This is a genomic window from Mesorhizobium sp. M1A.T.Ca.IN.004.03.1.1 (assembly GCF_003997555.1).
Taxonomy (GTDB): domain Bacteria; phylum Pseudomonadota; class Alphaproteobacteria; order Rhizobiales; family Rhizobiaceae; genus Mesorhizobium.
This window is the reverse complement of record NZ_RZTV01000001.1, coordinates 909,587-935,289: the sequence shown is the minus strand read 5'-3', so window position 1 is coordinate 935,289 and position 25,703 is coordinate 909,587. Positions and strand designations below refer to the sequence as shown.

At 63.3% G+C, this 25,703-nt stretch carries 26 protein-coding genes and 1 tRNA gene; 11 read left to right on the top strand and 16 right to left on the bottom strand.

What is annotated here, in order from left to right:
• Positions 1-35: 35 nt before the first annotated feature.
• On the bottom strand, positions 36-2,933 hold the full coding sequence (locus tag EOD29_RS04490; protein WP_127246016.1) for a trifunctional glycosyltransferase/class I SAM-dependent methyltransferase/polysaccharide deacetylase: 2,898 nt from the start codon (positions 2,931-2,933) through the stop codon (positions 36-38).
• 245 nt (positions 2,934-3,178) lie between these two features.
• Here EOD29_RS04490 and EOD29_RS04485 point away from each other — a divergent pair, with 245 nt between their 5' ends.
• A complete protein-coding gene (locus tag EOD29_RS04485) occupies positions 3,179-4,273 on the top strand; it encodes a branched-chain amino acid ABC transporter substrate-binding protein (protein ID WP_127246015.1) in 1,095 nt (364 codons plus the stop codon).
• Between the two features lie 80 nt (positions 4,274-4,353).
• Positions 4,354-6,819, top strand: coding sequence for an adenylate/guanylate cyclase domain-containing protein (locus EOD29_RS04480; protein WP_127246014.1), 2,466 nt, complete (start codon positions 4,354-4,356; stop codon positions 6,817-6,819).
• Positions 6,820-6,905: 86 nt separating this feature from the next.
• Here the strand turns inward: EOD29_RS04480 and EOD29_RS04475 are convergent.
• A tRNA-Met gene (locus EOD29_RS04475) sits at positions 6,906-6,982 on the bottom strand.
• A 231-nt stretch (positions 6,983-7,213) separates the two neighbouring features.
• Between EOD29_RS04475 and EOD29_RS04470 the strand changes: the two genes are divergently transcribed.
• Positions 7,214-8,179, top strand: coding sequence for a Gfo/Idh/MocA family oxidoreductase (locus EOD29_RS04470; RefSeq protein WP_066994138.1), 966 nt, complete (start codon positions 7,214-7,216; stop codon positions 8,177-8,179).
• 52 nt (positions 8,180-8,231) lie between these two features.
• On the opposite strand, the gene mnmA is transcribed toward EOD29_RS04470, so the two are convergent.
• Positions 8,232-9,422 (bottom strand): tRNA 2-thiouridine(34) synthase MnmA, encoded by a 1,191-nt coding sequence (gene mnmA / locus EOD29_RS04465; protein WP_095781230.1) that lies wholly within the window; start codon positions 9,420-9,422, stop codon positions 8,232-8,234.
• Between mnmA and EOD29_RS04460 the strand changes: the two genes are divergently transcribed.
• Both EOD29_RS04460 and EOD29_RS04455 read left to right on the top strand, forming a co-directional pair.
• The gene (locus EOD29_RS04460) at positions 9,421-9,606 is read left to right on the top strand and encodes a hypothetical protein (protein WP_127246013.1); all 186 of its coding nucleotides are present in this window, start codon (positions 9,421-9,423) and stop codon (positions 9,604-9,606) included. The two genes, mnmA and EOD29_RS04460, sit on opposite strands and share 2 nt — an antisense overlap.
• Before the next feature lie 85 nt (positions 9,607-9,691).
• Positions 9,692-9,967, top strand: coding sequence for a DUF1153 domain-containing protein (locus tag EOD29_RS04455; RefSeq protein ID WP_006203587.1), 276 nt, complete (start codon positions 9,692-9,694; stop codon positions 9,965-9,967).
• Positions 9,968-10,036: 69 nt separating this feature from the next.
• Here the strand turns inward: EOD29_RS04455 and EOD29_RS04450 are convergent, their stop codons facing one another.
• Positions 10,037-10,963: an NADP-dependent oxidoreductase gene (locus EOD29_RS04450; protein WP_127246012.1), complete on the bottom strand. Its 927-nt coding sequence runs from the start codon at positions 10,961-10,963 to the stop codon at positions 10,037-10,039.
• Positions 10,964-11,053: 90 nt separating this feature from the next.
• On the opposite strand from EOD29_RS04450, the gene EOD29_RS04445 reads away from it, so the two are divergent.
• Positions 11,054-11,461 (top strand): helix-turn-helix domain-containing protein, encoded by a 408-nt coding sequence (locus tag EOD29_RS04445; protein WP_095777256.1) that lies wholly within the window; start codon positions 11,054-11,056, stop codon positions 11,459-11,461.
• A gap of 79 nt (positions 11,462-11,540) precedes the next feature.
• Here EOD29_RS04445 and EOD29_RS04440 read toward each other — a convergent pair whose 3' ends face one another.
• Entirely contained in the window at positions 11,541-11,918 is a 378-nt protein-coding gene (locus tag EOD29_RS04440) for a flagellar export protein FliJ (RefSeq protein ID WP_066994149.1), read from the bottom strand.
• A 449-nt stretch (positions 11,919-12,367) separates the two neighbouring features.
• Here EOD29_RS04440 and ctrA point away from each other — a divergent pair, with 449 nt between their 5' ends.
• The gene (gene ctrA, locus EOD29_RS04435) at positions 12,368-13,063 is read left to right on the top strand and encodes a cell cycle two-component system response regulator CtrA (RefSeq protein ID WP_127246011.1); all 696 of its coding nucleotides are present in this window, start codon (positions 12,368-12,370) and stop codon (positions 13,061-13,063) included.
• Between the two features lie 64 nt (positions 13,064-13,127).
• Here the strand turns inward: ctrA and EOD29_RS04430 are convergent, their stop codons facing one another.
• Entirely contained in the window at positions 13,128-13,496 is a 369-nt protein-coding gene (locus tag EOD29_RS04430) for a response regulator (protein ID WP_067326373.1), read from the bottom strand.
• A 232-nt stretch (positions 13,497-13,728) separates the two neighbouring features.
• Positions 13,729-14,358: a histidine phosphotransferase family protein gene (locus tag EOD29_RS04425; RefSeq protein WP_067326376.1), complete on the bottom strand. Its 630-nt coding sequence runs from the start codon at positions 14,356-14,358 to the stop codon at positions 13,729-13,731.
• A 386-nt stretch (positions 14,359-14,744) separates the two neighbouring features.
• Between EOD29_RS04425 and EOD29_RS04420 the strand changes: the two genes are divergently transcribed.
• Both EOD29_RS04420 and EOD29_RS04415 read left to right on the top strand, forming a co-directional pair.
• Entirely contained in the window at positions 14,745-15,281 is a 537-nt protein-coding gene (locus EOD29_RS04420; protein ID WP_245299591.1) for an EipA family protein, read from the top strand.
• A gap of 137 nt (positions 15,282-15,418) precedes the next feature.
• Positions 15,419-16,564 carry a hypothetical protein gene (locus tag EOD29_RS04415; RefSeq protein WP_127246010.1) on the top strand — a complete coding sequence of 382 codons (1,146 nt, stop codon included), beginning with the start codon at positions 15,419-15,421 and terminating at the stop codon, positions 16,562-16,564.
• Positions 16,565-16,606: 42 nt separating this feature from the next.
• Here EOD29_RS04415 and EOD29_RS04410 read toward each other — a convergent pair whose 3' ends face one another.
• The 6 genes from EOD29_RS04410 to EOD29_RS04385 all read right to left on the bottom strand — a co-directional run bounded on the left by EOD29_RS04410 (position 16,607) and on the right by EOD29_RS04385 (position 21,352).
• Entirely contained in the window at positions 16,607-17,404 is a 798-nt protein-coding gene (locus tag EOD29_RS04410) for an RNA methyltransferase (RefSeq protein WP_067326385.1), read from the bottom strand.
• 56 nt (positions 17,405-17,460) lie between these two features.
• A complete protein-coding gene (locus EOD29_RS04405; RefSeq protein WP_066994170.1) occupies positions 17,461-17,799 on the bottom strand; it encodes a metalloregulator ArsR/SmtB family transcription factor in 339 nt (112 codons plus the stop codon).
• Positions 17,800-17,964: 165 nt separating this feature from the next.
• Complete coding sequence (locus EOD29_RS04400; RefSeq protein ID WP_127246009.1) at positions 17,965-18,735, bottom strand: HugZ family protein; 771 nt, start codon at positions 18,733-18,735, stop codon at positions 17,965-17,967.
• Positions 18,736-18,771: 36 nt separating this feature from the next.
• Complete coding sequence (locus EOD29_RS04395) at positions 18,772-19,947, bottom strand: CaiB/BaiF CoA-transferase family protein (protein WP_127246008.1); 1,176 nt, start codon at positions 19,945-19,947, stop codon at positions 18,772-18,774.
• Positions 19,948-19,954: 7 nt separating this feature from the next.
• On the bottom strand, positions 19,955-20,716 hold the full coding sequence (locus EOD29_RS04390) for a 3-hydroxyacyl-CoA dehydrogenase (RefSeq protein ID WP_067326396.1): 762 nt from the start codon (positions 20,714-20,716) through the stop codon (positions 19,955-19,957).
• Positions 20,717-20,746: 30 nt separating this feature from the next.
• Positions 20,747-21,352 (bottom strand): N-acetyltransferase, encoded by a 606-nt coding sequence (locus tag EOD29_RS04385; protein WP_127246007.1) that lies wholly within the window; start codon positions 21,350-21,352, stop codon positions 20,747-20,749.
• A gap of 273 nt (positions 21,353-21,625) precedes the next feature.
• On the opposite strand from EOD29_RS04385, the gene EOD29_RS04380 reads away from it, so the two are divergent.
• On the top strand, positions 21,626-22,612 hold the full coding sequence (locus EOD29_RS04380) for a glutathione S-transferase family protein (RefSeq protein ID WP_127246006.1): 987 nt from the start codon (positions 21,626-21,628) through the stop codon (positions 22,610-22,612).
• Position 22,613: 1 nt separating this feature from the next.
• Here EOD29_RS04380 and EOD29_RS04375 read toward each other — a convergent pair whose 3' ends face one another.
• A complete protein-coding gene (locus tag EOD29_RS04375) occupies positions 22,614-23,114 on the bottom strand; it encodes an NUDIX domain-containing protein (RefSeq protein ID WP_127246005.1) in 501 nt (166 codons plus the stop codon).
• Between the two features lie 68 nt (positions 23,115-23,182).
• On the opposite strand from EOD29_RS04375, the gene EOD29_RS04370 reads away from it, so the two are divergent.
• Positions 23,183-24,121 (top strand): metallophosphoesterase, encoded by a 939-nt coding sequence (locus tag EOD29_RS04370; RefSeq protein ID WP_066994187.1) that lies wholly within the window; start codon positions 23,183-23,185, stop codon positions 24,119-24,121.
• Here EOD29_RS04370 and EOD29_RS04365 read toward each other — a convergent pair.
• A complete protein-coding gene (locus EOD29_RS04365; RefSeq protein ID WP_127246004.1) occupies positions 24,111-24,728 on the bottom strand; it encodes a hypothetical protein in 618 nt (205 codons plus the stop codon). The two genes, EOD29_RS04370 and EOD29_RS04365, sit on opposite strands and share 11 nt — an antisense overlap.
• A gap of 68 nt (positions 24,729-24,796) precedes the next feature.
• Positions 24,797-25,597, bottom strand: a complete 801-nt coding sequence (locus tag EOD29_RS04360; RefSeq protein ID WP_127246003.1) for an alpha/beta fold hydrolase — start codon at positions 25,595-25,597, stop codon at positions 24,797-24,799.
• Positions 25,598-25,703 lie beyond the last annotated feature (106 nt).

Here is a 25,703-nt window from a genome sequence, read left to right as displayed (position 1 = left end):
ACCGATAAAAAAGCAGAACCCGGTTTGTTGACCGGTCATCCGAGCACGGCCTCGACACGCGCAACAAAGTCTTCGAGCGAGCGATCCCCGCGAACCTCGATGCGCGGAAGGTCGATGGGATCGCAATCGAGATCCGCCGGCCCGTGTTTGCCGCCGAAGCCGATCCGATAGCCGCACTCCCTGGCCAGCCGGCCAAGCCGTCGGTCGGTGACAGAGAAGGGTGCCGCGAACGCCGTGGTTGGCCGACCGGTCCACCGTTCGACGAACATGCGAGAGCGCAGGAGCTCGGCGGCCAAATCAGAACTCGACAGACCATCGATCGCGCGATGCGTCGCCAGATGGCTTGCGAAGAACGCACCTTCGCCGGCGAGACGTCGCACCGTCCCAGCGTCCATAAGCTGCGTCGGCGGACCGCTGTCGATGTCCCACCGTGCACTTTCCCCTACCAAGTCCGTTACCAGGAACACTTCCGCGGTCAGGTCGTTCGCGCGCAAGATCGGCCAAGCATGGTCGGCAAAATTCTGGAAGCCGTCATCGAAGGTGATGAGCACCGGGCGGCCAACGAAAGGTTCACGGTTGGCGATGGACCATCCCAGTTGCTCGGACGTGATGGCGTGAAAGCCATTGGCGCGCAGCCATGCCATCTGGCGGTCGAATGCGGCGGGCGTGAGCCGAAAACGGGCGAGCGCGGCTGGACCATCATCGGCGATGCCGTGGTACATGAGGACAGGGACATGCTGCCGCCGCTCGCTGCGCGCGACGTCGCGGCGCAAGGCCCGTGCCCCGCCCCAGACGATATTTCGCGCGACTCCAACACCGATGGGCGCGTGGATTGGCACATGATCAATCACCGGGTCCGTCGCCACGCCGTCCGGTGACAGGCGGCGGAAGCGGTCTATGCGATAGAGCTCGGTCTGGATCGATCGCTCGAGGACGAGGCCTTCGGTCGCCGCCAGCGTCTCCGAGATCGCTTGTGCGCCGAATGTGTTCCAGTCGAAGCCCGTCCTCTCAACATTGTCTCGGAGCACGAATGCGTGTGCGCTGACGACACTGCCGCCAGGCGTCAACGCCTCAACAAATTTCTTGGCGATGCGCCGCAACTCAGCGAGATCGTCCAGGTAGTAGAGCACTTCCGAACAGACGATTAGATCCATCTTGCCCGGAAGCGTTTCCGCGGAGAAATCCAGTACGCCGAAGTCGACATTCGGCTGACCGCTGCATCGCGCGCGCGCCCGCTCGACGGCTACGCTGGAGATGTCAGTTGCGGTCAAATGGCCGACTCGCGGCGCCAGCTGCCGCGTGAAGTGGCCCTCCGCGCAGGCCAGCTCAAGCGCCCGTCCGATGAGACCGGCAGGCAGAATTTCGAGCTGCCGCTCATACTTTTCCTGCTCATAGGGCGAACGATAGTTCCAGGGATCCTCGGTCGCGAAACGGCGATTCCAGAACGACGTGCGATCAGTACCGTTGTCATCCGCGGCCGGTTTACGGCGCGGTGCCGCAAATGGCTCTGCAGGTTCGGCGCTCGACCGAACCAGTTCCTGCGCTTTCGCGGCCAATCGCGCCAGCTTGCCGAAGTGGCTATCCGGATCGGACGGAGGCTCCGCCATGGACAACGATGCCTCGGCTTCAGACATGTTTGACTTGTCGGCGACGCCGCTCTGCGAGGCCAACTCAATCCAATGGTTCCTTGTCACTTTCCCGAGCGCGCCGAACTGCACGCGAGCCTCGATCCGGCCGTCCATCATCAGATACGCATAAATTCGATCGATTCCTTCCGGCAGGTCGGTGGAGGCCGGATTTCCAACGTCGACGCGAATTCCCAGTGTCCGCGTCAGTCTGCGCGGCGCGGCGAGATCGTCGGAGTCGAGAAGCATTTGCTCAAGGTGATACTGGACGCGGCGACCCGCTGCGGGATCGTACCAGACCCTGCCGAGTTCGACGATCAACTCGGTGAGGGGGCCACCGAACCTGTCCCACCTGGCAGCCAATTGCGCTGGCACCGACAGGCTTCCTACCATAAGGCCATCGAAGACCACCCTGGCGATCTCACGCGCCCATTTGCGTGCTGCCGGGACCGCGCGCAGGGACTGCGCGTCGATTGAGCAGGCGCCGCGGCCGCAATCCGACGCGGCGTTCCACAGCGCGAACCACGCGAGTGCTTCGGCAGCGGAGCAGCCGTTCGCGTCGATCGCTCCATTGGCGTGAACCGATGCCGGGTGTTCGACCCTGGGATCAGGAGAAAAGCCGCGGACGATCACGATTGCCGCATCTGCCAGCATCTGCGTCGAATTGCAGGAGAGCGAGTTGGGGCTGACCCGATGGAAAGCGAGAGGCTCGTCGACCATCACCCAACGTTTGCCCAGACGTGCGAGACGCTGCCACAGGTCCCAGTCCTCGCAGGTGCGCAGCGACACATCGAAACCGCCCAACTCGACAATTGTCTTCCGATCGACCAGCAGCGCGTGAGTGCGAATGGCGCGCCGGCGCGCGAAAGTTTCGAAGGGCTCGATCGCAACCTCTGTTGAGATGCTCGACGGGGTCAGTTCGCCGTCGGGCATCACGCGCCGAGAACCGCAATAGGCGGCCACCGCATCGGGAGCGGTTTTCAGAGCGGCCAGCATTTTCGCAAGGAAGCTGGCATCCACCCAATCGTCCGCATCCAGAAACATGAGCCATTGGCCGCGCGCTGTCGAAATCCCGCTGTTGCGCGCGCCGGCGGCGTTGTGCGCGCAAGAGCTCAATGTGCGAAATCGGGCATCGCGCTCAACATAACCGGCGATGATCGCGGGGGTGCGATCCGTGGAGGAGTCATCGACGATGATCGCCTCCCAATCCGCTATATCCTGATCGAGAAGGCAATCGAGTGCGCGCGCCAGCGTTGCCTCGGCGTTGTGCGCAGGAACCACGATTGAAACCAGAGGATTATGCGCCACGCCGTCTTACCCGCGCCTGCTTCGAACGTAGAACAAAAGTCCCAAACCATAGCCCGCGATTTCCTGCAGGCAAACAAGACTTGAAAACAGGCTTGAATGGAGAGCGCTCATGCCCGACGGTTTAGAATTAGGCCCGTGCGCCGGGGCGGTGTTTTCGCGTCACATCCGAGGCACTCGCGCTTACCGAAGGGGCTGTCGGGTGTGACTGGATTAGCGTAAGCTACTGTTCACAGGGGGTGCAAAACATGCACCGTGTCATCGCCCTAGCGATCCTAGTTCTGGCGGCCGTGTTCAGTTCCGCGAGGGCTGAAGTGCTGATCGGGGTCTCGTCTGCGATGACAGGGCGGCTTGCCTGGATCGGCGAGCAGGGGCAACGCGGCGCGGAGAGGGCGGTGGCCGACCTCAACGCGGCGGGTGGCGTGCTCGGCCAGAAGGTGAGGCTGATCTCGGTCGACGATTTCTGCGATCCCGAGCAGGCGGTCGCGGCCGCCCAGAAGCTGGTGGCCGACGGGGTGGTGCTCGTCGTCGGGCATTATTGCTCTGGAGCCTCGATCCCCGCATCAAAAGTGTATGAGGCGGCGGGCGTCGTGCAAATATCCCCAGGCTCGACCAATCCGCAGCTGACCGAACAGGGCCGTGGCAATGTCTTCCGCACCATTGGCCGCGACGACGCGCAGGGTTTCATCGCCGGCAACTACCTTGCCGATCACTGGGGCGACAAGAAGATCGCAATCCTTCACGACAATTCGACCTATGGGAAGGGTCTCGCCGACGAGACCAGGAAGCAGCTGAACAAACGGGGCGTGACTGAAGCTTTTTACGACGCATACAGGCCTGGGAAGGACGACTATTCAGCCGAGGTCGCTGCGTTGCAATCCGCCGGCATTTCGGCCTTGTATGTGGGCGGGTATCATGCCGACGTTGCGCTGATCGCTCGCGCTGCAGGCGACCGGGACTACACGCTTCAGCTCATATCCGGAGATGCTTTGGCTACCGAGGAATTCGCCCTGATCGCAGGCTCAGCGGCGGAGGGGACCCTGTTCACCTTCCCGGCGGACCCGCGGCGAAATGCCGGCGCGGCCGCGATCGTGGAGCAGTTCCGTGCGGACAACTTCGAGCCCGCGGGCTATACGCTGTTGAGCTACTGCGCGGTGCAGGTCTGGGCCCAGGCGGTGGCGAAGGCAGGTTCGCTGGCGCCAAAGGCGGTCATAGCGGCACTGCGCGAACAGCAATTCGACACCGTCATTGGCAGGGTCGATTTCGACGCCAAGGGCGACCTCACGAGGCAGAGCTGGGTTTGGTACGTCTGGCGGGGCGGGGAGTACGTGCCGGTTGAATAGGGTGCGCCGAACGCCGGCGTGACGCTGAGACGTCTAGTCTGATGCAGACCAGTGTGGCTGGATTGTTCCGACTCCCCACGATGCTTGAACGCCTCGGCATACGCGGTCGGCTGTTGCTCGCCTTTTTCGGGATCAGCGGCCTTGCGGTGCTGGCTACCGCCGCGGCGCTTTATGCCTTCCTCGATGTCGGCGACGTCGTCGACCGAATTACCAGGGATCGGGTGCCGTCGGCGCTGGCCTCCCTCCAGCTGTCGCGCCAGGCCGAACGGGTCGCCGCTGCCGCGCCATCGGTGCTGGCGGCGACAAGCAAGGCTCAGCACAGCAAGGTCTCGGCGGCCGTCGCGCTCGAGATGTCCCGCCTCGAGGCCCTGCGTACGGATCTCAGAGATGCTACGCTGGGCACAGTGCCTTTAGCTGAGATCGAGGAAGCTGCGGTTGTCCTGAGGCGCAACCTGAAGGAGCTCGACTCTCTTGTTGTCGCCCGCCTCGATGTGGTCGCCCGCAAGGAGGAGCTTCTGAACCGCCTCGCCGCGACGACGACCGGCAGCCAACGCCTTCTGGCCACCGGCATCGTGGTGATGGATTCCAGGCTCCCGCAATGGCGGGCGGTCGCGGCCGATACGTCGCTGTCGCCCGATCGACGCGCAGCGACAATGGCCGACATGGTCCACGCGATTGCGGCTTACATCCCCCAGCAGAAGGCGCTGCTGGAGATCTCGGCAGTCAACGACGCGCTGGTGAAGGCCGCGACCGCGCCGACGCGAGGCGACCTGGCGTTGATCCTGTTTCCGCTGCACCGCTCGCTCGCCGCTCTGGAAACGGCTTCCTCGGAGATCGACGAAAAGCTGCAAACCCGTTTTCGGCTGCGGGTGGACGAGTTCGAGGCACTCACCGATGGTGAGAGCAGCATCCCGAAGGCACGGGAGGAGGAGCTTGCGGTCCTCTCGCAGGGCGAAAAGCTTCTGGCTGAAAACAATCGGCTGTCGCGCAGTCTGACCGCAGCCGTCGACCGTCTTGTCGCCGCAGCGGACCGCGAGATCGCTGCCTCCGGTCGCGAAGCCGCGCTCGTCCAGCGCTACGGCACCGGAGTTGTCCTCGGCTCTGCGTTTCTCAGCCTGTTGAGCTCGGTTCTGGTCGTCTGGCTCTATGTCGACCGCAGCCTACTCGCCCGTCTGGGAGCGGTGAGTCAGGGCATGCTCGCGATCGCGGGCGGCGACCTTCGTGCGCCGCTGCCGGCGGCGGGCAGCGACGAAATCGGGCGCATGGCCGAGGCGCTGAGCCTCTTCCGGGATACCGCTGTCGAGGTCGAGGAAAAGAACCTGCGCGACGTTGCAGAAGCGCGTCAGCGGCTGGTCGATGCCATCGAAAGCATTTCCGAAGGTTTCGCTCTCTATGACAAAGAGGACTGGCTTGTCCTTAGCAACAGCCGCTACCGCGAACTGCTATACGCCGGTCTGGAGGCAGAGCTAACCCCCGGCATGGCATTCGAGGAGATCATTCGCCGATCCGCGGAGCGTGGCTACATCAGGGATGCCGAGGGTCGGGTCGATGAGTGGGTCGCGGAGCGCCTATGGCGGCACCGTAACCCCGGCGAACCGTGGGTGCAGCGGCGGGGCGACGGACGATGGATCATGATAAACGAGCGGCGGATCAGCGCCGGCGGCACGGTCGCCGTCTATTCGGACATCACCGAGCTGAAGCAAAGGGAGGAGAACCTCGCCGAGAAGTCCGCTGCCCTGGAAGCGCTTTCCAGCAAGCTGGCGAAATATCTGGCGCCCCAAGTGTACAGCTCGATATTCACCGGCCGCCAAGACGTTAGAATCGCCAGCCAGCGTAAGAAGCTGACCATATGCTTCTCCGATATCGCCGGCTTTACCGAGACCACCGACAAGATGGAATCCGAGGATCTCACCCAGCTCCTCAATCACTACCTGACGGAAATGTCGAAAATCGCGTTGGATCATGGTGCCACGATCGACAAGTACGTCGGCGACGCGATCCTGATGTTTTTCGGCGACCCTGAGACGCGCGGCGTCAAGCAGGACGCGCTGGCTTGCGTGCAGATGGCGCTTGCCATGCAAAAGCGGATCAGCGAGCTTACGGAGGTCTGGCGGGACATGGGGATCGAAACACCGCTGCGCTGCCGCATCGGCATCCATACCGACTACTGCACCGTTGGTAACTTCGGCAGCGAGGACCGGATGGATTACACGATAATCGGCGGCGCCGTGAATCTCGCCTCGCGCCTGGAACAAGAGGCGGCTCCGGGGACCATCCTCATTTCCTACGAGACGTTTGCGCAAGTGAAGGACACGATCGATTGTGAGGAGATGGGGCACGTCCAGGTCAAGGGCATCGCCTATCCGGTCGCTACCTACCGCGTCATCAAGGCCAATCTAGCGGGCGCCTGTCGCGTTGTTCGAACCGAGCTGCCGCACTTCAGGCTGGAACTTGAACCGGGGCTGATGTCCGCCGATGAGCGTGGCGGTGCCGCCACTGCGCTTCGAGACGCGCTGGACCGGCTTTCCCACAAGCCCGGGCAGTAGGAGCTGGGTGCCGCGCCTGCCGGCAAATCACCGAACCGGGTCCGAGCAAGTCACGAACGATGTATTCGGGTCGGACAGGTGTGAGATGGTAGCGGAGGAGGGACTTGAACCCCCGACCCCAGGATTATGATTCCCGTGCTCTAACCAACTGAGCTACTCCGCCAGGAGCGGCGAAGAGGCTCGAAGAACCACACCGGTCGTGGGCAATTCGAGGCGTTCGCCAAGGTCGCGCGGATATAAGGTTGGCAGGGCAAAGCTGTCAAGCCGCACTCATCAGCATAATCCTCATCCCGGAAAAGCCTTGCCGGGCAGACGCTGAAGCGCATGCAATCGGGGTTGAGTTCGACGGGGCACGTCGCTATGTCTCGGCCACGAAATTCTAGAGTTTGAGCGAATGAAGCCGCGCATCGCCGTCCTCGGTTGCGGATACTGGGGCAGCAACCACATCCGCACCCTCAAGGCGCTTGGCGCGCTCCATGCCGTTTCCGACGTCAACCGTGCCCGCGCCGAAGGCTTTGCCAGCGAGCAGGACTGCCTGGCGATCGGGCCGGACCAGCTGTTCGAGCGCGCCGATGTCGACGCCATTGTCATGGCGCTGCCGCCGCAATTCCATGCCGACATGGCGCTGCGCGCCATCGAGGGCGGCAAGGACGTGCTGGTGGAGAAGCCGATCGCGCTGACGGTCGCGGACGCCGAGCGTTCGGTGCAGGCGGCCAGGAACAATGGCTGCGTCTTCATGGTGGGTCACGTGCTGCGCTTCCACCCCGCCTTCGAGACGCTGAAGGCGCTGATCGACAATGGCGAGCTTGGTGAGGTGCGCTACATCCACTCGCATCGGCTCGGCCTTGGCAAGTTCCACACCGAGAACGACGCGCTCTGGGACCTTGCGCCGCATGACCTCTCGATGATCCTCGCCATCACCGGCACCGAGCCGATCGAGGTCAGGGGCGAGGGCGCGGCACTGCTCGACAACCTCAGCGACTTCGCGCATCTGCACATGCGCTTTCCGAACGGCGTGCGCAGCCATCTCTTCGCTTCTCGTCTCAATCCCTATCGCGAGCGCCGGCTGACCGTGGTCGGAACCAAGGCGATGGCGGTGTTCGACGATGTCGAGCCGTGGGAGCGCAAGCTTGCCGTCTACAGGCACGCTGTCTGGCAGGACAGCGGCCAGTGGGCGTTCACCGCCAACGAGCCTTCCTACGTTGCGGTCGGCGAAGGCATGCCGCTGACGCGCGAGCTCGCCCACTTCATGCAGTGCATCGAGACGCGCGCCGAACCCCGCACCGACGGCGAGGAAGCGATCCGGGTGCTGCGCATCCTGACGGCTGGGACGGTGGCGCATAGCGGGTCGCCCGCTTAAGGCGCGACCACAAAAGGAATCCTGAGGCAAAGCGCCCGATTGAAGGCGTGGGTTACTCGGCGGGGACGTGCGCGGGCTGCTGCGCAAGCCTAGACAGCATCGCCTCGGCCTCGGCGCCGCGCTCGGAGCGCTCGATAAAGCCGCCGCCATAGACTCGCGCCTCATCGCCGTCATCGGAATAGAGCACGCAGGCCTGTCCGGGCGCGATGCCGGATTCGCCGTCGACCAGCTCGACCGAGGTCACGCCGTCGCGGTGATGCAGCACGGCCGGGCGCGGCGGCCGGGTCGAACGGACTTTTGCGAAAAGCTCGATCCCGCCGGCCGGAACGTCGGAGAGCGGGCCGTCGCCGAGCCAGTTCATGGCGCGCAGGTAGATCCTGTGCGTCTCCAGCGCCTCGCGCGGGCCGACAATGACGCGGGCGCGGTCGGCGTCGAGATGGACGACATAGAGCGGCTCGCCCGAAGCGATGCCGATGCCGCGGCGCTGGCCGATCGTGTAGCGCAAGATGCCTTCGTGACGCCCAAGCACGCGACCGTCGATATGGACAATATCGCCCGGATTGGCGGCCGCCGGCTTCAGCTTGGCGATAATGTCGGAGTACTTGCCCTGCGGCACGAAGCAGATGTCCTGGCTGTCCTGCTTGGCGGCGACCGTCAGCCCCATCTCCTCGGCGATCGCCCGCACCTGCGGCTTGGGAAGTCCGCCGAGCGGGAAGCGCAGATAGTCGATCTGCGCCTGGGTCGTGGCGAACAGGAAATAGCTCTGGTCGCGGTCTGCATCGACCGGCCTGTAGAGCGCGCGATGCGCGCCATTGGCGCGCGAGCGGATGTAATGGCCCGTGGCCAAAGCATCGGCGCCGAGATCCTGGGCGGTGGCCAAAAGGTCCGCGAACTTGACCGTCTGGTTGCAGGACACGCAGGGGATGGGCGTCTCGCCGGCGACGTAGCTCTCGGCGAAGGGATCGATGACCGCCTTGCGGAAGCGCTCTTCATAGTCGAGCACGTAATGCGGGATGCCGAGCGTCTCGGAAACGCGGCGGGCATCGTCGATGTCCTGGCCGGCGCAGCAGGAACCGGCGCGGTGCGTTGCCGCGCCGTGGTCGTAAAGCTGCAGGGTGACGCCGACGACATCATAGCCTTCGCGCTTGAGGATGCCGGCAACGACCGATGAATCGACGCCGCCCGACATCGCGACGACGACGCGGGTGTCTTCTGGGCGTCCGGGAAGATCGAGGCTGTTCATGGTTCTTTCAATCTGCGTGGCGCTGGCTGCCAATGGCCGGAATATAGGTCAAGCATCCCGGCGGCGCCAGCTTGGCTCCTCAAGCGATTTTATCGGCGATATTTCCGGGCAAAATCAGGGCCGGACCGCGATTATCTCAAATGCCGAACGAAAACCTAACGCGACGTTCACGATCCTTACCTAGTCATTAGGCTTCGCTTAGGCAATTTTTAAAGCTGTGGCAGTACGGTGGCGGGGATTGGGTCTTTGAGTTTTTAGTAGAGAGTACGATGACCGATCTGGTTAGACCTAGAGTCAAATATGTTATCGGGCCCGACGGCAGCCCTCTCACGATAGCCGATCTACCGCCGACGAATACACGGCGCTGGGTTATCCGGCGCAAGGCGGAAGTGGTCGCGGCGGTCCGCGGCGGACTGCTCAGCCTGGAAGAGGCCTGCCAGCGCTACAAGCTGACCACCGAGGAGTTTCTCTCCTGGCAGGCATCGATCGACGAATATGGCCTTGCCGGGCTGCGCACGACGCGGATCCAGCAATATCGCCACTAGGCTCCGACTGCCGGAAACCAAAGAAGGGCGCGGAACTCCGCGCCCTTTTGCTTCCGGGATCTGCGCTGATCAAACCGTCAGCACAACCTTGCCGATCGGTCGGGTGGCGAGGAAGGCATGGGCGGCACCTGCCTGGTTCAGCGGAAAAGCCTTCGCCACGTGCACGGCGAGCTTCCTGGCATCGACTAGCCTGGCGAGTTCCACCAGCCCCTCGCGATCCGGCACCACCGACATGCGCTCGACGCGGATGTTGCGCTCCCCGGCCTTGGCCCTTGTCGCATCATGGACGTTGAGCAACGACACCAGCACGCCGCCTTCGCGCAGCACTTTCAGCGACCGGTCGGCATGGTCGCCGCCCATTGCGTCCAGCACCAGGTCGATATCGCGGACCCGTTCGGTGAAATCGCCTTTGGTGTAGTCGACGACCTCATCGGCGCCAATCGAGCGGACGTAATCAAGCTTGTCCGGGCTCGCAGTGGCGATGACCCAGGCGCCGCGCGCTTTGGCGATCTGCACAGCGAGATGGCCGACGCCGCCGGCGCCGGCGTGGATCAGGACGCGCTGGCCGGATTGCAAACCGCCGTGGCGGACGAGACCCTGCCAGGCGGTCAGCCCGGCCAGCGGCAGCGCCGCGGCTTGGGCATGGTCGATGGCGGCAGGCTTGGCTGCGATCTCGTCCACCGGCGTGGCGACGAACTCGGCATAGGCGGCGGCCTGCTTGGGGAAGCGCGGCATGCCGAAGACCGCATCGCCGACCTTGAAGGCGGTCACGCCGGTGCCCAGCGCCTCGACGGTGCCCGAGATATCCCAGCCGAGAATGAAAGGTGGTTCGCCGATGAGAGGGAAGTAGCCGGCGCGCACCGCGCCATCGACCGGGTTGATGCCCGCGGCCTTGACGCGGACCAGAACCTCGCTGGCCTTGGGCGAGGGGGCCGCCTGTTCGGCGACGAAAAGGACGTCGGGTTCGCCAACGGAATTCTGGGTAACGGCACGCAATGGATGGTCTCCTGCTTGATTGCTGCCGCTATCATTTGGATAGTAACAATCTCTTGTCTAGTATGCACCTTTCGGATATATAGATACCTCATGGATAGTGAAGACAGCGGTTCCTTTGGCTACGATGCATTCCGGCGCACATGCCCGTCGCATACGGTGCTCGAAATGCTGGCCAGCAAATGGGTCTATCTGACGGTTTGCGCGTTGCGGCGCGGCCGCCTGCGCAATGGCGAGCTCGCCCGCAAGCTGGAAGGCATCACGCCGAAAATGCTGACGCAGACGCTGCGCGTGCTGGAGCGCGACGGGCTCGTCCGGCGCGAGGTCTATCCGGTCATACCGCCGAGGGTCGAGTATGAATTAACGGAGCTCGGCCAGAACCTTGCGGGACTTCTCAGCCAGATCAGGTCCTGGGCGGAAGAGCATGCCCCCGACATCAAGGAAGCCCGAGCGCGGGCATCGGTGGACCATCAGGATGATGAAACGGCGATGCTGCCCTAAGCCGGAGGCCGGGCTTTTTCGGCTCGTGGTTCGAAACGGCGATCAGGCAGCGCTCCGAGGGATCAATTGCGCTCGGCGGTCAGCCGATCATGGCGCTGCGGCCGCCCACTTCCGTGTCGCGGATCTTGCTGTCGCGCGATTCCAGCATCTCCGCCTTGGAAAGCTCCGCTTCAGCTTCGCCGAGTAATGATTCGGCCATGGTTCGCTGCTGGGCAAGATCGTTCTGCGAGTTCCTGAGGTTGTCGCGGCGCAGGCGTGCCGCCTTGGCGAAGGTCGGATAGGCAAAATGATTGATGTCGGTGATGCCGGCTTTTTTCTCTTCGGCGACGATTTGCGCCTCCAACTCGACGGCCATGCGTTCGAATTCGGCGATCATCATGTCCAGCTGCAACAGCTGGCGCCGCTTCTCATTCACCTGAAACTGCTTCAGCCGAACGAGGTTTTCACGTGACTTCATGACTCGGTACTCCGCAAAACGCACACCTGCATATCGTCCCATCGACCTCGAGAGGCCTACGCGTCGCCCGTTTCCACCGGCTTTCCCCGCTCTATGGGAAACAAAGCCCTAAAGATTTTTGCCGGCGGTAACCATTCGTTTACGGGCATTGTTAATCATACGGGCGAGGACTTAAGGCCGGGTAAAAATTCCGGACAGCGGCAGGAAGCGCGGCCTGCGAGTCTCTGGAGTCACTTAGGCTTGCTTATTAATGTGGTACATGAGCGATTTGGGTCTACGATTCGTTATTAGATTCAAGTGGGTGTAGAAAGGGGTTAAAAAATCTGATATCGTGACCGACACGAAATTAGGATTTGTTAACCAGTCGGTGGCACCTTCTGTTCAGGCAATCACTGCTCCGGGTTCGGGACGGGTCGTGACGCGGCCCGGCGGCAGAAAAGGGGAATGAAATGCGTGTTCTGCTGATTGAAGACGACAGTGCAACCGCACAGAGCATCGAGTTGATGCTGAAATCGGAAAGCTTCAACGTCTATACGACCGACCTCGGCGAAGAAGGGGTCGATCTCGGCAAGCTTTACGATTACGACATCATCCTCCTCGATCTTAACCTTCCCGACATGTCGGGCTACGAGGTGCTGCGCACGCTTCGCCTCTCCAAGGTCAAGACTCCGATCCTGATCCTCTCCGGCATGGCCGGAATCGAGGATAAGGTGCGCGGCCTCGGCTTCGGCGCCGACGACTATATGACCAAGCCTTTCCACAAGGACGAGCTGGTGGCGCGCATCCACGCCATCGTGCGCCGCTCCAAGGGCCACGCCCAGTCGGTCATCACCACCGGCGACCTGGCGGTCAATCTCGACGCCAAGACGGTCGAGGTGGGCGGCCAGCGCGTGCACCTGACCGGCAAGGAATATCAGATGCTTGAGCTGCTCTCGCTGCGCAAGGGCACGACCCTTACCAAGGAAATGTTCCTCAACCACCTCTATGGTGGCATGGACGAGCCGGAACTGAAGATCATCGACGTCTTCATCTGCAAGCTGCGCAAGAAGCTCGACGCAGCGTCCGGCGGCCAGAATTACATCGAGACGGTGTGGGGCCGCGGCTATGTGCTGCGTGAGCCGGAAGACATCCGCGTCAGCGCCTGATCCTCTGCCAATTCAAACAAAAAACCCGGCTCAGGCCGGGTTTTTGTTTGGGGTGTCGAAAAGCTCAGGCCGCGATTTTCAGGAAGCGGAAGCTCTCGAGCAACTGCGCGCGGTTGAAGGGCTTCAGCAGGTAACCCTGGGCGCCGGCACGTTTCGCTCGCATGATCGAGCCGACATCGACTTCGACGAGCGAGACCAGGATCTGCGGCTTGACGCGGTTTTCGATGGCACGGATGCGGCGAATGAGGTCGACCGCCTGCATATCCGGCAGGCCGCCGTCGACAACAATGACATCGGGCATGTCGCCGGAGCAGATCTCGATCGCATCAAGCCCGCTGGCCGCCTCGAAGACCACGATGTCCGAGCCGCCAAGGATACGCTTCGCGACCTTCCTGATGACGCTCGAGTCGTCCACGAACAGGCAGCGTTTCATTTCCGGGTCCTCTTTGCCATCTGCCGAACCGGCAATCCGGTAACCGTGAGGCACCCTAGAACAATCTGGTAAAGAAGCCGAAAAGCGGTTAGGTAAAGTTTTTCCAAAGAACCGCTTTGCGCGGTTTTGGCCTGCGATGCATTGCAGTGCCAGGCGGCAGGCAATGCTTCGATCGCACTGCCAGCTGCAAGATCAGTGACAATGGATACTTGACCTGTTCTTGGCTGTCGCCTCAGGCCGCCGACAACACGATCTCATCGGCCGTCGCATGGATCGAGATCGTCATGTTCGCCTCGCGCGCCAGAAGCAGCGTGTAATAAGGCTGGACCGAGTGGGCGTCGATCGGCTCCTCGGGCTTGTGGCCCGAATGCAGCTCGAGGAATTTCGGCGGCACCCGCAGCATGGGGCCGCTCGCCGACAGCGAGAAACGCGGTTCGGTCTCGAGGTTCTCCAGCGTGACAACCAGCCTGCCGCCACGCGGTATGGCGGCATTGGCGACAAGAATGAGATTGAGCAGAAGCTTGACCTTGTTCTTGGGCAGCAGCGCGCGGGCGCCGTTCCAGACAAGTTCCGGCTTCTCGTTCTTCAGGAAGGCAATGGCCACGGCCTCGGCGTCGCCGGTATCGATCATCATGCCGGCGGAGCCCGCGGCGCCGAAGGCGATGCGGGCAAACTGCAGCCGCGCCGAGGCGTTCCTGGCGCTCTGGCGAATCAGCTTCATGGCGTCTTCGTCGGCGCCGCCTTCATCGAGCAGTTCGAGGCCGTTGTTTATGGCGCCGACCGGCGAAATGATGTCGTGGCATACGCGGCTGCACAAAAGCGCAGCCAGATCGGGGGCGGAGAGGGTGAAGAGCTCGGCCATCGGAGAAATCCCTGCTGGTTCACATGTCATGGCCGAACGTTGTCGCGCCCGCTACGCGAATCACGCTCTTTTCCAAGGCCTTCTGAATACACAGCGTCCGTCCATGCATCAACAAATCCACAGCTGCGGACAGCGAAAATGGTGCCTGATGCCGCGAAATTGAGGCTGATAGAGATCGTGTCAGGCTCTTCAGCCCTCGAACCGCCATCTTCCTGCGCCAGCTTAATGGTTGAAAAAGGATTACGGCATAGTTTGCCTGTAACAGTCATCTCGAAACGGCCGCCAAGAGCCGTAGGGATACGAGGCGTCGGCGAAAGTGCTCCCTGACGGAGATTGGAAGCATGTTTTCCCGATTCTTTGACCGGATGTTCGTCCGCGTCCTCACCATGACGATCGCCCTCTCGGGTGCTCTCATCCTCTCAACCTCGGCGTCGCGGGCCCAGGAATACACCGCGCAAGAGATTGTCGATTCCGGCCACAAGTTCTTCGGCGCGACGTCGGGAGGCCTCGCCACCGTGGTCGAAAAGGTGTTCGCGTCCTACGGCCTGCCAAACGGTTATCTGCTCGGCGAGGAGGGATCCGGCGCGCTGATCGGCGGCCTGACCTATGGCGAGGGCACGCTGTACACCAAGAACGCCGGCGACCATAAGGTGTTTTGGCAAGGCCCATCGCTCGGCTGGGATTTCGGCGGCGAAGGCTCGCGCGTGATGATGCTGGTCTACAATCTCGACGATATCAGCAGCCTCTACAACCGCTTCGGCGGCGTCGCCGGATCGGCTTACGTCGTGGCGGGCGTCGGCTTCAACGTGCTGCAAAGCAACAGAGTGCTGCTCGTTCCGATCCGCACCGGGGTCGGTGCCCGGCTCGGCGTCAATCTCGGCTATCTGAAGCTGACCGAGCGGGCGACGTGGAATCCGTTCTGACCGGACAGGATTGCCACAGCCGCTCGGATAAGACTGATCGTGCCGCGGCGCGCTCTTGCCGCGGCGCTGGATTTCCGCCATGCCAAGGTGGCACAGTCGGCATGGCGGGTTGCCGCCTCGCATACGGATAGTCCACCTTGGTCCAGTCGATCCTGTTCTTCGCACTCGGCTTCCTCTGCGCGGCCTTTCTGGTGTCGCTGATCGCGCCGGCCGTCTGGCGGAGGGCCGTCGTGTTGACACGCCGGCGCCTTGAGGCCTCGATGCCGCTGACGCCTGCCGAGATGCTGGCCGAGAAGGACCGTATCCGCGCCGAGTTCGCCATGAACACGCGCCGACTCGAGATGAACATCAAAAATCTGAAGGAAAAGGTGGCCGAGCAACTGGTCGAGATCGGCCGCGCCCAGGAGGCCCTGAAGGGACTGGCGGTCGAGAAGAAGGACAAGACTCAGGCGCTTTCCGATCTGCAGGCCAAGAACGCGGAGCTCAGGCTGCGCGAGGAAGAGTTGCACAAGCTTACGGAAAAGCTGGCGCAGGCGGAGCGCTCGCTGGAGAAGCGCGCGCTGGAGCTGCAAAAGCTCGAGCAGATGTATGACGAAGCCAGCTTTTCTTCCTCAAACCGCCAGATCGAGCTCGTCGCCCGCGAATCGGAACTGGACAAGCTTGCCAATGACATTGCGGTGCTGCGCAGCCAGCGCAAGGAAGCGGACCGGCGCAATCAGGAACTGGCAGCGGAAAGCAAAGCCGCCAGGGACGCGCTCAAGGCGGAGAAGAAGCGGACGGCCGAGCTGGACAAGAAGGTCGAACGGCTGCTTGCAACCCTTGCCGACCGCGAGGAAAAGCTGGACAGGCGCGAAAAGGAGCTTGCGCCGATGCGCGAACGCCCAAGCAAAGATCATGCGGTAAATGGCGGAACGCATAAGGCCGACGAAGTCCAAGGGATCGACAATGCCATCGCCAAGCTCGAAGGCGATCGCGAGCGGCTAGAGGCGCGGCTGACGGCGCTTGCGCGGGAGAACAAGCGGCTCAAGACCGATCTTGCCGCCCTCGAAACGGCACAGCCCGAACAGGCAGCCGAGGCACCGCGCGCCGGTGCGGCGCTTCGCGAACAAATGAACGAACTGGCAGCCGAGGTCGTCAACCTGACGATGAGGCTGGAAGGGCCGGATTCGCCGATCGCCAAGGCCTTGGCGACACCTCGCGACGAGCGGCAAGATATCGGCGAGCGCGGCATCAGCCTCGCGGACCGTGTCAGGGCCTTGCAGAAGGCCAACGCAAGCAACTGATCCGAATGCCGTGGCGAGCGGAGCGTCTTGGTCGCTGCGCCGCTATCGTTTCGAGAAGTGATGCAGGGCAATGGCCGATGCGGCTGCAACGTTCAGGCTGTCGAATCCCTCCGCCATGCCGATCCGTACGGTCCGCAGGCGACTGAGCAGGGTCTCGGGCAGGCCTTCGCCTTCCGTGCCGAGAAAGAGGGCCAGCCGAGACGTTCTTTCCGCAGCGCGGATGTCCGTTTCGCCGCGCGGCGAGAGCGCGAACTGGGCGAAACCCATCCGGTCAAGCGTTGCGGCCAAGCTCATCGCATTGTCGAAGGAGCCGAAGGGCACCTTCAGCGCCGCGCCGACCGAAACGCGGATCGCCTTGCGGTAAAGCGGATCACAGCAGGTGGGATCGAGAAGCACGGCGTCCGCGCCAAAGGCTGCGGCGTTGCGGAAGATCGAGCCCATATTGTCATGATTGGATATGCCGACCAGAACCACGACCAACGCGCTTGCCGGCAAGGTTTCGAGCAGCACCTCGGCCGGTTGAGGAGAGCCCCGAACGCCAATCGCCAATACGCCGCGATGCATGTGAAAGCCGGCGATCCGGTCCATGACGTCGCCGTTTACGACATAGATCGGGAGGTCGGCTGGCGCCTTGCGCAAGACACCTTCGAGGCCCGCCCGCCTGTTCTCCAGAATGAGGGCCGATTCCGCCGCGAAGCGTCCGGCCGACAGCAGAAGATCCAGCACCACCTTGCCTTCGGCGACGAAGCGCCCATGTCGGCCGACGAGATCGCGCTCGCGGATATCGAGATAGGCGGCGACACGCGGATCCCGCGGGTCGTCGACAGGGATGAGGTTCATAGAAATCTCGCCGGCGAACGATCGTCAGCAAGGTAAGGGGCTTTGCAGAGCCCGGGTCAAGTCCCGGCGCGGCGCATCCTGTAGGCCATCTGAGACAGGTCGCCGTCGCCGAAAATGCCTTCCAGCGTGCGAAGCAGCTCGCGCACCGCGTCGGAGTTGCAGGAATAATAGATCATCTGGCGATCGCGACGCGTCTCGACGATATCAAGCGCTCTCAGCTTGGCCAAATGCTGCGACAGAGCGGACTGGCTCAACTGGACTTTCTCGGCGATGGCGCCGACGGACATTTCGCCCTCGATCAGATAGCTGACGATCAGCAGCCGCTTTTCATTGCCCATGAGCGTCAGAAACGCGGCAGCCGATTCGGCGTTGGCGACTAGCTTGCTTGAGATCATGGATCCCCCATGTTTTCTGGCTCATCCAGCTGCCATGGGGGCGATGGCGGCTGATTTCCACGATATTCAGGTCAGGGAGCGCCGCTGAATCGGCGCTGCAACAAAAGGTAGATCATTTTACCTAAATCTCAAGAGTTGCTTTCGATCCGGGACGATTAACTTTCGCTACTGTGCCCGGCCTGCGGCGCGCCCGGCCTTTGCCATCTCGACCAGCACGGACCGCAACTCGCCGGCAGTGCCGAGAGGCCGAGGGAAGAAGACCCTGCAGGTGGCATCCGGAGAAGCCAGATCCATGCCGTCCGCATCGAAACCCGTAGCGATCCAGCCATCGCCTTCGGCCCGGCCGAAATGGCGCGCATAAATGCAAAGCGCATCGCGATGGTCGGCATTCATGTGGTCCAGCGCCGACTGTTCGCTGGCCGCCAGCTCCTCGACGATCGGGCCGCCGGCGATCAGGTCGGCGCGATCCAGAAGATAGGCTTTGCCGAAGCCGCCATTGAGACTGGCGCGTTCAGGCTCGAGCCGGAATATCGAGAAGTCGCCGAGCCCGGCATAGAGTTTCGCCTTCGGATTGCGGTTGAGATAGCGCCGTTCGGCGCGGGCGTGACCCACCGATCCGCGCTCCAACCGCAGCGCCTGGCATACAAGCGAGATGCGGGGATGCGCGAGCGGATCGCCCTTGCCGGGTTCGCCGACGAGCAGCGAGCAGCGCGGGTCGGCGAGAAGCGCGCCGGTATGCGCCGACAGCATCGAGACCAGGATCAGCGGCGCGCCGTCGATGTCGGTCGCCACGCCGACCCGGCTTGCCAGCGGCGCCCCGGTGCCGGGCTCGATGGCCGCAAGCGCGCCGAAGCGGGCCGAGCGGACCAGAGTCTTCGCCAGCCTGACGGCCTCGGTGTCGGTCTCGCGGATGACATCCTTCCTGGTCTCGGTCACAGCGCTCACCGCGATAAGTTGATTTCTACTCTCCGGCTATCTGCCAAACAGGCCGGACCTGACAAGGGCTTCAATTTCAGTCTCGTCGATGCCGAAGCGTGCCAGCACAGCCGAAGGCCGGCGGTCGGCGACGGTCGGCGCCGCGGCAAGCGTCGAGGCGGCGTTGGAGAAGCGCGGCGCCGACGTCGGACGTTCGAGCTCGCCCGATCTTGCAAAATTTTGCCGGGCGCGGCTCTGCGGATGATCCCTGGCTTCGGTCAGCGACAGGACCGGAGCGACGCACGCGTCGGTCGGTCCAAACACCTCGGCCCACTCGTCGCGTGTCTTCGCTCTGATTCTCGCGGCAATGGCAGCGCGCATGTCGGGCCACGATGTCCTGTCATATTGACCGCCGACAAAACGCCGGTCGAGCGGCAACAATCGGGCGAACTCGGCAAAGAATTGCGGTTCGAGGCAGCCGATGGCGACATGCCGTCCGTCCGCCGCCTCGTAAACGTCGTAGAAGGGGGCCCCGGAATCGAGCAGGTTCTCACCGCGTCGCTCGCTCCAGAGGCCGGCCGCCATGAAGGCATGGATCGGAGCCGCGAGCATCGATGCACCCTCGACCATGGCGGCATCGATCACCTGACCTTTGCCGGTGCGCGAGCGCTGGAACAGGGCCGCCAGCACGCCGGCGATCAGCATCATGGCGCCGCCGCCCTGGTCGGCGACAAGGTTCAGCGGCGGCACGGGCGGCGCTCCCTGCCGGCCGACGGCATGCAGCAGGCCGGCATAGGCGAGGTAGGTGATGTCATGACCGGCGCGGCGCGATAGCGGCCCGTCCTGGCCGAAACCCGTGAGGCGGCCGTAGATCAGCGCAGGATTGCCTTCCAGCACGACATCAGGCCCGAGGCCCAGCCGCTCCATGACGCCTGGGCGAAAACCTTCGATGAGAACGTCGGCCTTTTCCGCAAGGCGCAGCAGAAGCTCCGCGCCGTCCGGCCGCTTCAGGTCGAGCCTGAGGATGGAGCGGCCGTGGCGGTCGAGGTCGTGGGCCTCGGGCAAGGATAGAAGCGGCTCTTTGGCGTCCGCCCGCTCGATGCGCAGGACGTCTGCGCCCATCTCCGATAGCATCAAGGCGGCGAGCGGCACCGGGCCGAGGCCCGCCATCTCGATCAGCCTGAGGCCAGCCAACGGCCCTGTCTTGTCGGCGGCTGTCGGCGGCGTGCTCATTTCGCTTTTATTTGGGCGCCATGCGGATCGCGCCGTCGAGGCGGATGGTCTCGCCGTTCAGCATCTGGTTCTCGATGATGTGGAGCGCGAGTGCTGCATATTCCGAGGGCTCGCCGAGGCGAGGCGGGAAGGGCACCGAAGCGCCGAGCGAATCCTGCACCTCTTGCGGCATGCCGGCCATCATCGGGGTCTTGAAGATCCCTGGGGCGATGGTGCAGACGCGAATGCCTGAGCGCGCCAGGTCGCGCGCCACCGGCAATGTCATGCCGACGACGCCGCCCTTGGACGCCGAATAGGCAGCCTGGCCGATCTGGCCGTCATAGGCGGCGACCGACGCCGTGTTGACGATGACGCCGCGTTCGCCGCCGGCGAGCGGGTCGAGTTTCGCCGCCCGGTCGGCGACCAGGCGGATCATGTTGAAGGTGCCGATCAGGTTGATCTCGATCACCTTGCGGTATTGATCCAGCGGGTGCGGGCCATCCTTGCCGACCGTCTTCACTCCAATGGCAATGCCGGCGCAATTGACCAGGATGCGCGGTTCGCCGAGCTTTGCCGCCACTTCGGCGATCGCCGCGCTGCCACTGTCTGCGCTGCTGACATCGCATTGAACCGCGATGCCGCCGATATCGGCGGCAACCTTGGCCGCGCGATCGATACCGATATCGAGTATCGCTATCTTAGCGCCCTTGGTGGCAAGGGCGCGCGCCGTCGCTTCGCCAAGGCCGGAGCCACCGCCAGTGACGATCGCGATCTGGCCGTTCGGGGTCATGGTGGCGTCCTCCCAGAATTTCGGATCATGCTACGAAGCGCGCTGCTGCGGCGCAACCTGAATGACCGGATCGATCGAGGACTGCGGAATGGCCGAGGCGCGGACCGCGACCTGGGCCAGGTCGGCAACCCGCGCCGTATCCGCATGACAGACCTCACCGACGAACCGGGCCACCGCGCCAGGCCTGATTTCGTGATGGAGCAGCCGGTCGAGATCGACCGGACGCGGCATGGTGATCTGCCCACGCGGGAAGCGCTTGAAGCCGAGCGGCCCGTAGTAGGGCTCGTCACCGACCAGCATGACGGCCGGCGCGCCGGCCTTCGCGGCGGCTTCGAGCGCGATCGCGACCAGCCTGCGGCCTATGCCGAGATTCTTGAAGGCGGGCCGGACGGCAAGCGGGCCAAGCATCATGGCGCGTCCGGCGCCTGCCGCCACGCGCGTCATGCGCACCGAGGCGATCACCGTCTCGTCCTTGAGGGCGACAAAGGACATCGAGCGGTCGTGCCCGCCCGCCTCGCGGATCTTATAGGCGGCCAGCACGAAACGGCCCGGCCCGAAGGCCTCGTCGTTGATGGCTTCGATTTCAGGATCGTGCGCCGGGGTCTCCGGCAGATATTTCACGTCGGCAAGGCTCATGGTCTTTGCGTTCCGGTATGCGAGGAAAGGTTTGCTGCAAGCGGCAGCGTTCGCCAGTCAGCGCTTCATCAAGCGCGGGCGTCCTTTCGTCGTCGGTCGAACCGGATCGTGGCAAAGTCAAACATGGGCGCTTCCGCTAGCATCAATTGTTCACGGCTGCAATCGGCCCTTTTCACCTTTCTTTTCGCCGTTTGACGAACTGTTCAGCGCCTGAGGGCTTCGACATTCCGGGTAAGCGCCTAGATGTCCGTTGGAACCTGAGGGAGATTTCGCATGGGATTGCTAGTTGAAGGCAAATGGCAGGACCGCTCGACCGTTGCCGACAGCAGCGGCAGGTTCGTGCGTGCCGAAGCGCAATGGCGCGACTGGGTGACGCGCGACGGTGCGCCGGCGCAAGGGCGCAAACGCGGTTTCAAGGGGGAGCCCGGGCGCTATCACCTTTACGTCTCGCTCGCCTGCCCCTGGGCGCACCGGACCTTGATCTTCCGCGTCTTGAAGAAGTTGGAAGACATCATCTCCGTCTCCGTGGTGCACCATTTCATGGGCGAGAACGGCTGGACCTTCACAGCCGAGGACGGCGCAACCGGTGACACGCTCTACGGCTTCGACTTCCTGCACCAGATCTATGCCAAGGCCGATCGCGGCTATTCGGGCCGCGCGTCCGTACCGGTGCTGTGGGACAAAAGACAGGAAACCATCGTCAGCAACGAGTCGTCAGAAATCATCCGCATGCTCAATTCCGGCTTCGACGAATGGGGTGATGCGAGCCTGGACTTCTATCCGCCGGCGTTGCGTTCCGAGATCGACAGGATCAATGCGCTGGTCTATCCGGCGATCAACAACGGCGTCTATCGCGCCGGCTTCGCCACCTCGCAGGAAGCCTATGAGGAAGCGTTCGGCGAGCTCTTCGCAGCACTCGACACGTTGGAAGAGCGGCTGTCAAAGCAGCGCTATCTTGTCGGCGAGCGGATCACCGAAGCTGACTGGCGTCTATTCACCACGCTGGTGCGCTTCGATCCGGTCTATGTCGGCCACTTCAAATGCAATCTGCGCCGGATCGCCGACTATCCGAACCTGTCGAACTATCTGCGCGACCTCTACCAGGTGCCCGGCGTGTCAGGCACGGTCAGCCTGCATCACATCAAGTCGCACTACTACGGCAGCCACAAATCGATCAATCCGACGGGGATAATCCCGGCGGGACCTGAACTCGACTATGCCGCACCACATGATCGCGGCCGGTTCAGGAAGGCGGCATGAGTTACCAGTAGGCCGAGACCTGCTCGCCGCCGAAAATTTCGGCAATCCGACGTCGCGTCGCCGGCGTCGCATCTGCCGGCAAACGGTCGAGCGGAAAGAACGCCGCCTCGGCGATCTCATGGTCCGCCGATTTCGGCGCCGTCTGGTTGAAGGCTTCGACCAGATAGAGGCCGACGTGGTCGCGTGTGCTGGCGCGACGGTTGAAGTGCATCGATCTCAGCACCGGCGGAGCCGTCAACGCGATGTTGCCCTCCTCGGCGAGCTCGCGCGCCAGCGCCTCGACAAGCGTCTCGCCGACCTCGACGCCGCCGCCAGGCAACTGCCAGCCCGGAACATAGGTGTGGCGGATGAGGAAGATGGAGTTGGATGCGCGGTCGTAGATCAAGCCGCGCACGCCAAGCGTCATCGGGCGCCGCAGCAGGAAATAGAGATGGAACAGCCTTGCCCGCAGTCCCGCCCAGCCGGTCCGGCGGAACGCCTGTTCCGGATCGGCGCCAGTCATCCACGAAACCGCGAGCGGACAGGAAACGTTGAGTAGAAAGCCCGGACCGGGTCGCTTAAGAAGGGGCTATGCTCAGGCTTGCACATATTTCCGATGTCCATCTGGGGCCGCTGCCCGATGTAACCTATCGCGATCTCGCGTCCAAGCGCGTGCTGGGTTACGTCAACTGGCAGCGCAACCGCCGCCGTCATATGCACGATGCGGTGATCGACACGATTGTCGGCGATATCAAAGCCAACGCCCCCGACCACCTCGCGGTCACCGGCGATCTCGTCAACCTGGCGCTCGATGGCGAGATCGAGATGGCGAAACATTGGCTGGAGACGCTGGGCTCTGCGAACGACGTATCCGTGGTGCCGGGCAATCACGATGCCTATGTGCCGGGCGCCTTCGACAAGGTCTGCCGGTCATGGGCGCCGTGGATGACGGGCGACGGCATCAACAGCCCGATCGACCGCAATTCCTTTCCCTATTTGCGGGTTCGCGGTGATGTCGCTCTGATCGGCGTCACGACGGCGCGGGCCACGGCGCCCTTCATGGCCAACGGCTTCTTCATGGAGGGCCAGGCGGAGCGGCTCGGCAACATCCTCGACGCGACGGCCAGACAGGGGCTGTTTCGCGCCATCATGATCCATCATCCGCCGGTGCGTGGCGCGGTCTCGCAGCATAAGCGGCTGTTCGGTATCGCGCGCTTCCACAAAGTCATCCGCCGGTATGGCGCCGAGCTTGTGCTGCACGGCCACTCGCACTTGCCTTCGCTGTTCACCATCGGTCCGCGCGGCGTCAAGGTGCCGGTGGTCGGCGTGGCCGCCGCCGGCCAGGCGCCGGGCGGCGATCATCCCGCCGCTCAGTACAATCTGTTCGAGATCGGAGGAAAAAAAGGTGGTTGGACCATCCGCCTGACACGGCGCGGCCTGACCGGTCCGGCACTGCCGCCGTCGGACATTCAGGTGATCGAGCTCGGTGCCGATATGCCGGTGGTGCGCGAGCCCGTCGTCAGAAGCTGATCTTCATCTGGGCGATGCGGTCCCAGAACAGCACCAGCGATACCGCCAGGCCGACCAGGGCGCCCGCGGCGATCAAGCCAAGGCCGGCGAAGAAGGTCGTCCAGCCGTTGCGGCGCGTTGCAGCCTGCAAGGGCGGCTCGGCTTCCCGGACCTCGGCTCGATGCAGGCCAGTCACCGCGCTCTCCACCGCGCCTTCCATCATCCGCTGCCGCTCGACGACACGCTCGGCCACGTATCGCGTAACGGCATCGGCGACGGGCTTCATGTCGGTCGATTCGGCCAGCACCACGCGGCCGATGCGCGTGTCCTTAAGGAAGCGGAAGGTGCGGCGATCCCGCCCCATGGCGACATGGCTCACGGCATCGACCCACAGCCGCGGCTGCAGGCCGGACGAGACGGCGAAGTCGAAATTGTCGATATCCGCCGGCACGTCGGCGAAAACGGGGGCGAGTTCCGTGGCCAGCAACTCGAGCCGCATGCGGTGCGCCTCGCGCATGTCGACCACCACATCATCGCGGTCGGCGAAGGCGTTCTTGACGTCGCGGATCGCGTCCGCGAGCTTTCGCGATGGCTCGATCGGGGTGATTTTGTCGCCTGCATCCTTCATGGCGCTGCCTCGCTGTTGGTAAACAGCGAGTTAACACAGTCGCCGGCAAAATGCACTGCGAGATGGGCTCAGCTTGCGGCTGCGCTGAACACCGGTCTCTGGATTCTGCTGCGGCGACGCGTGTTGCGGCGCACGGCCTCTGCAATCAGGTCAGGCGCCTCCTCGACCAGCATGTGGCCCGCCTCCAGCACGTGGTGCAGGTGGAAATGCGGCGGCAAGTCCTCGGCCTGGGCGACGGGCAGGACGGGATCGTCCGTTCCCCAAAGCACCATCACCGGCATGCTCAGGGTTTCCAGCCGTTCGCTCGGGATGATACCTTGTCGGTCTTCCCTGGTGATCACGGCTGCAGCACCGACGAGGGTCCGCAACTGGCCCGGCCGTTTGCGCATGCCGCACAGCGCCTCCACCACGTGTTGAGGAGGAGAACTTTGCGGCCCCGACATGGCGGCAAGACAGGCGCGGATCTCATCTCTATCGGCCGCGGCCGCATAGCGCCGCAGCAACGGACCGTTGATCTCGGGGCCGAAGCCGCCGGGCGCCAGCAAGGTCAGCGAGGCCACCCTTTCGGGATCGGCAGATGCCATCAAAGTCGCGATCGCGCCGCCCATTGAATGGCCGACGACGTGAACTTTGCCCAGGCGGCGCGCGCCCAGATCGGTCAGGATGACCTTGGCGGCTTGCTTTATGCCTGTCGCCTGGCACTGCAGGGAGTTTCCGTGGCCCGGCAGGTCGTAGGCAAGTGTCCTCACATCGGGCGTCAATCCCGCAATCACGTCGCGCCAGATCGAATGGCAAGCGCCGAAGCCGTGCAGGAAGACGATCGTCTTCGAGCCAGCACCGCTTTCGGCGACGTGAAGAGAGTTAAACATCGAGATTGTTGGCTGTGAAGCAGTATGAGGGGCAATTCAAGATTGTGGCTGAATTGCTCCCTGAGCAGGTCGATAGCCTCTTCGCGAATTCGCCGTGCGCGCCCCA

Bases quoted from the DNA above. Each gene is read 5' to 3' on its own strand.
- EOD29_RS04405 (WP_066994170.1), bottom strand. From the start codon at position 17,799: ATGATCTCAAGCAAGCTAGTCGCCAACGCCGAATCGGCTGCCGCGTTT.
- EOD29_RS04380 (WP_127246006.1), top strand. From the start codon at position 21,626: ATGGGATTGCTAGTTGAAGGCAAATGGCAGGACCGCTCGACCGTTGCC.
- EOD29_RS04480 (WP_127246014.1), top strand. From the start codon at position 4,354: ATGCTTGAACGCCTCGGCATACGCGGTCGGCTGTTGCTCGCCTTTTTC.
- EOD29_RS04485 (WP_127246015.1), top strand. From the start codon at position 3,179: ATGCACCGTGTCATCGCCCTAGCGATCCTAGTTCTGGCGGCCGTGTTC.
- EOD29_RS04445 (WP_095777256.1), top strand. From the start codon at position 11,054: ATGGATAGTGAAGACAGCGGTTCCTTTGGCTACGATGCATTCCGGCGC.
- EOD29_RS04410 (WP_067326385.1), bottom strand. From the start codon at position 17,404: ATGAACCTCATCCCTGTCGACGACCCGCGGGATCCGCGTGTCGCCGCC.
- EOD29_RS04395 (WP_127246008.1), bottom strand. From the start codon at position 19,947: ATGAGCACGCCGCCGACAGCCGCCGACAAGACAGGGCCGTTGGCTGGC.
- EOD29_RS04420 (WP_245299591.1), top strand. From the start codon at position 14,745: ATGACGATCGCCCTCTCGGGTGCTCTCATCCTCTCAACCTCGGCGTCG.
- EOD29_RS04365 (WP_127246004.1), bottom strand. From the start codon at position 24,728: ATGAAGGATGCAGGCGACAAAATCACCCCGATCGAGCCATCGCGAAAG.
- EOD29_RS04470 (WP_066994138.1), top strand. From the start codon at position 7,214: ATGAAGCCGCGCATCGCCGTCCTCGGTTGCGGATACTGGGGCAGCAAC.
- EOD29_RS04440 (WP_066994149.1), bottom strand. From the start codon at position 11,918: ATGAAGTCACGTGAAAACCTCGTTCGGCTGAAGCAGTTTCAGGTGAAT.
- EOD29_RS04375 (WP_127246005.1), bottom strand. From the start codon at position 23,114: ATGACTGGCGCCGATCCGGAACAGGCGTTCCGCCGGACCGGCTGGGCG.
- mnmA (WP_095781230.1), bottom strand. From the start codon at position 9,422: ATGAACAGCCTCGATCTTCCCGGACGCCCAGAAGACACCCGCGTCGTC.
- EOD29_RS04385 (WP_127246007.1), bottom strand. From the start codon at position 21,352: ATGAGCCTTGCCGACGTGAAATATCTGCCGGAGACCCCGGCGCACGAT.
- ctrA (WP_127246011.1), top strand. From the start codon at position 12,368: ATGCGTGTTCTGCTGATTGAAGACGACAGTGCAACCGCACAGAGCATC.
- EOD29_RS04360 (WP_127246003.1), bottom strand. From the start codon at position 25,597: ATGTTTAACTCTCTTCACGTCGCCGAAAGCGGTGCTGGCTCGAAGACG.
- EOD29_RS04460 (WP_127246013.1), top strand. From the start codon at position 9,421: ATGGTTCTTTCAATCTGCGTGGCGCTGGCTGCCAATGGCCGGAATATA.
- EOD29_RS04425 (WP_067326376.1), bottom strand. From the start codon at position 14,358: ATGGCCGAGCTCTTCACCCTCTCCGCCCCCGATCTGGCTGCGCTTTTG.
- EOD29_RS04370 (WP_066994187.1), top strand. From the start codon at position 23,183: ATGCTCAGGCTTGCACATATTTCCGATGTCCATCTGGGGCCGCTGCCC.
- EOD29_RS04455 (WP_006203587.1), top strand. From the start codon at position 9,692: ATGACCGATCTGGTTAGACCTAGAGTCAAATATGTTATCGGGCCCGAC.
- EOD29_RS04390 (WP_067326396.1), bottom strand. From the start codon at position 20,716: ATGACCCCGAACGGCCAGATCGCGATCGTCACTGGCGGTGGCTCCGGC.
- EOD29_RS04430 (WP_067326373.1), bottom strand. From the start codon at position 13,496: ATGAAACGCTGCCTGTTCGTGGACGACTCGAGCGTCATCAGGAAGGTC.